The organism is Mycobacterium sp. 1245805.9, assembly GCF_001672915.1.
In the GTDB taxonomy this organism is placed as follows: Bacteria; Actinomycetota; Actinomycetes; order Mycobacteriales; family Mycobacteriaceae; genus Mycobacterium.
Window position 1 is genome coordinate 1 of sequence record NZ_LZKR01000159.1, and the last position, 3659, is coordinate 3659.

A 3659-nucleotide genomic window follows, 5' to 3' on the forward strand; every position below is an offset into this window, starting at 1 on the left:
CCCCCGGGGGGGGGGGCCCCCGCCGGGGGGACGCCCCCCCCGCCCCCGCGTGGCCGGGTGCGCCGACGGCGAGGCCGGGGGGGGGCCGCGCGGCGCGGACGGCGGCGGCGGCCCCGGCGGCGGCCGCGGCGGGCGCCGCGAAGGCGGCGGCCACGGTGAGCAGGGCCGCGGTCGCGGCCAGCAGGCGGATGGTCAGCGGCTGGTGACGAAACACCCAGATCCACCGCTGGGTCTCCGCTGTAAGTGCCTTCATGCCAACCTCCCCGTCTATTGCCGGGTGCTCTGAGGGCACTCCAGTCACTTGTGAAACTCTGGTCTATTTCTGTCACGTTTACAACACGGTGCGATAAAGGTTTGCACAATAAGCGTTTCGTGAGGGGATCGCCCGCGCGACGTCGCTTAATGGGCCGTGGGGCGCCCCGGCGAGCGGCGCCGGCCGAGGCCGACGCCGGGGCCGACGACGCCTTCATCGACGCGCTGAACCACGCCGGCATCGACTTCGGCGAACCCGGCAACGCGATGTCGGTGGGCGAGTCCATCTGCCCGATGCTCGCCAAGCCGGGCGGGAACTTCGCCGCCGCCGTCGCGACCGTCACCAACCGGGGCCTGTCACCGGGGATGGCGAAGCTGTTCACCACCATCGCCATTCAGTCGTACTGCCCGCAGGAGATGGCCAACATCGCGGCCGGCAACCCGGCCGCCGGCATTCCCGGGGGCCTGCCCGGGCTTGCCGGCAATATCCCCGGCATCCACCAAATCCCCGGACTGCCCGGCGCTTAGCGGGTGCCGAGCGGGTCGATCGTCGACGCGATATAGACCATCGCCGCGGCAACCGTCGCGGTGGTGAGGAAGTCGATGCCGCGGCTGCGGACCACCAACAGGCCCGCCCGCTCGTCGGACAACACCAGCCGAAGGATCGCCGCGACCCCGACCCCGATGCCGATCAGCAGGGCGCCGCGGCGCCAGAAGTTGGCCGCCGCCAAGACAAATGCCGCGGCGAAGATCAGCTCGACCAACAGGATCGGCCACTGAGCCCGCAACGTCGTGCGCACGCTATCCCTCGGCCAGCTCGACGACGTTGGTCAGCAGGAACGCGCGGGTAAGCGGGCCGACGCCACCGGGATTCGGCGACACGTGGCCGGCCACCTCCCACACGTCGGGATGCACGTCGCCGGCGAGCTTGCCGTCCACCCGGCCGACGCCCACATCGACGACTGCGGCGCCGGGACGCACCATGTCGGCGGTCAGCATGTGCGGCACTCCCACCGCCGCCACGATGATGTCCGCCTGCCTGGTCAGCGCCGGCAGGTCGCGAGTCTTGGTGTGGCACAACGTCACCGTGGCGTTCTCCGAGCGCCGCGTCAGCAGCAGGCCCAGCGGGCGCCCGACCGTCACGCCGCGGCCGATGACGACCACGTGCGCCCCGGCGATCTCGACGTCGTAGCGGCGCAGCAGGTGCACGATGCCGCGCGGGGTGCACGGCAGCGGCGCCGGATCCATCAGCACCAGCCGGCCCAGGTTGGTCGGGTGCAGCCCGTCGGCGTCCTTGGCCGGGTCGACGCGCTGCAGCGCCGCGTTCTCGTCGAGATGCTTGGGCAGGGGCAACTGCACGATGTAGCCGGTGCACTCCGGGTTGGCGTTGAGCTCGTCGATGGTGTCGTTGAGCTGGGCGGTGGTGATGTCGGCGGGCAGGTCGCGGCGGATCGACGTGATGCCGACCTTGGCGCAGTCCGCGTGCTTGCCGCGCACGTAGGCCTGCGACCCGGGGTCGTCGCCGACCAGGATGGTGCCCAGTCCGGGGGTGCGGCCCGATGCGGTCAGCGCGGCCACCCGCTGGGTGAGGTCGACGAAGATCTCGTCCCGGGTGGCCTTGCCGTCCAGCGTGATTGCGCCCACGCCTGACAGTCTTCCATGCCCTACGGTTAGGCTCCCGGTATGCCCGAGACCCCGGATGTGTTCAGCCCCGCCAAGCTGGGTCCGATAACGCTGCGCAACCGGATCATCAAGGCCGCGACGTTCGAGGCGCGCATGGGCGGCGCGCTGGTGACCGACGACCTGATCGAATACCACCGGCTGCCGGCCGCCGGCGGGGTCGGCATGACCACCGTCGCCTACTGCGCCGTCTCCCAAGGCGGGCGCACCGAGGGCAACGGGCTGTGGATGCGCCCCGAGGCGGTGCCGGGGCTGCGCCGGCTGACCGACGCGATCCACGCCGAGGGCGCGGCGGTATGCGCGCAGATCGGCCACGCCGGTCCGGTCGCCAACGCCCGCACCAACAAGGCCACCGCCCTGGCACCGGTGCGGTTCTTCAACCCGATCGGGATGCGCTTCGCCAAGAAGGCGACCCGCCAGGACATCGACGACGTCATCGAGGGGCACGCGAACGCCGCGCGGCTGGCCATGGAAGCCGGCTTCGACGCGGTCGAAATCCATTTGGGCCACAACTATTTGGCGAGCTCTTTCCTGTCCCCGCTGATCAACCGCCGCGACGACGAGTTCGGCGGATCGTTGGAGAACCGGGCCAAGCTGGCCCGCGGCATGGTGATGGCGGTTCGGCGCGCGGTGGAAAAGGAAGGCACGCCGATCGCGGTGACCGCCAAGCTCAACATGGCCGACGGTGTCCGCGGCGGCATCACCACCGACGAATCCCTGACCACCGCCAAGTGGCTGCAGGAGGACGGCGGCCTGGACGCGATCGAACTCACCGCGGGCAGCTCGCTGGTCAACCCGATGTACCTGTTCCACGGCGACGCGCCGGTCAAGGAGTTCGCCGGCGCCTTCAAGCCGCCGCTGCGTTGGGGCATCCGCATGACGGGCAAGAAATTCCTCCGCGAATACCCGTACCGCGAGGCCTATCTATTGCGCCACGCCAAGCTGTTCCGCGCCGAGCTGACGATGCCGCTGATCCTGCTCGGCGGCATCACCGAGCGGGAAACGATGGACCTGGCGATGGCGGAGGGATTCCAGTTCGTCGCGATGGCCCGCGCGCTCCTGGCCGAGCCCGACCTGGTCAATCGGATCGCCGCCGACGGCGCCGCGCACAGCGTGCATTCGGCGTGCACGCACTGCAACCGGTGCATGCCGACGGTCTACAGCCGGACCCGATGCGTGGTCACCGGCGCGCCGGACGCTCTGGCCCACTCAGGGTCTTGAGTGTGAGCTCACGGCCTTGAGTGTGCTCACGGGGCGGGGATCTCCGGCGGTTTCCGCCCAGGCTTCACGATGAAAGCCCGGGCTTCACAACCGAGGCCCAGACTTCACAATCAATGCCGGGACGCAAGGCCACCGGGCCGCCGGACGCGGTCAATCAGCCCACCGGGTGAAAACAGGTGCACCCGCTACAGTTGTGGCAATGAGTGCACCAGCCGCGCCAGCGCTGACCGTTCGCCATGACGGGTCGGAGCGCACCTTCGCCGCGGGTCACGACGTCGTCGTCGGGCGGGACCTCCGGGCCGACATGCGCATCACGCACCCGCTGATCTCGCGCGCGCATCTGTTGCTGCGGTTCGACCAGGGCAGGTGGCTGGCGATCGACAACGGTTCGCTCAACGGCACTTTCGTCAACGGCCGCCGGGTGCCGGTGGTCGACATCCACGACGGCCAGAGCATCAACATCGGAAATCCCGACGGGCCGCAGCTGACCTTCGAGGTGGGGCGCC

The 3659-nt window shown here is 70.1% G+C and carries 4 protein-coding genes and 2 pseudogenes; 3 read left to right on the forward strand and 3 right to left on the reverse strand.

Annotated elements, in window-relative coordinates; genetic code table 11:
• Positions 1-253, reverse strand: a pseudogene (locus A9X00_RS31440) (hypothetical protein); the annotation flags it as partial.
• 173 nt (positions 254-426) lie between these two features.
• On the opposite strand from A9X00_RS31440, the pseudogene A9X00_RS21435 reads away from it, so the two are divergent.
• Positions 427-780, forward strand: a pseudogene (locus A9X00_RS21435) (DUF732 domain-containing protein); the annotation flags it as partial.
• On the opposite strand, the gene A9X00_RS21440 reads toward A9X00_RS21435, so the two are convergent.
• Positions 777-1052, reverse strand: a complete 276-nt coding sequence (locus A9X00_RS21440; RefSeq protein WP_067158135.1) for a DUF3017 domain-containing protein — start codon at positions 1050-1052, stop codon at positions 777-779. The pseudogene A9X00_RS21435 and the gene A9X00_RS21440 overlap by 4 nt on opposite strands.
• Position 1053: 1 nt before the next feature.
• On the reverse strand, positions 1054-1896 hold the full coding sequence (locus tag A9X00_RS21445) for a bifunctional methylenetetrahydrofolate dehydrogenase/methenyltetrahydrofolate cyclohydrolase (protein ID WP_067158138.1): 843 nt from the start codon (positions 1894-1896) through the stop codon (positions 1054-1056).
• 39 nt (positions 1897-1935) lie between these two features.
• Here A9X00_RS21445 and A9X00_RS21450 point away from each other — a divergent pair, with 39 nt between their 5' ends.
• Complete coding sequence (locus A9X00_RS21450; RefSeq protein WP_067158141.1) at positions 1936-3153, forward strand: NADH:flavin oxidoreductase; 1218 nt, start codon at positions 1936-1938, stop codon at positions 3151-3153.
• A gap of 193 nt (positions 3154-3346) precedes the next feature.
• Positions 3347-3659, forward strand: a 313-nt coding sequence (locus A9X00_RS21455) for an FHA domain-containing protein (RefSeq protein WP_197515227.1), incomplete at its 3' end; no start/stop codon positions are given.

What these genes read in the sequence shown, in the direction of transcription:
- A9X00_RS21450 (WP_067158141.1), top strand. Translation starts at nt 1,936, where the DNA reads ATGCCCGAGACCCCGGATGTGTTCAGCCCCGCCAAGCTGGGTCCGATA.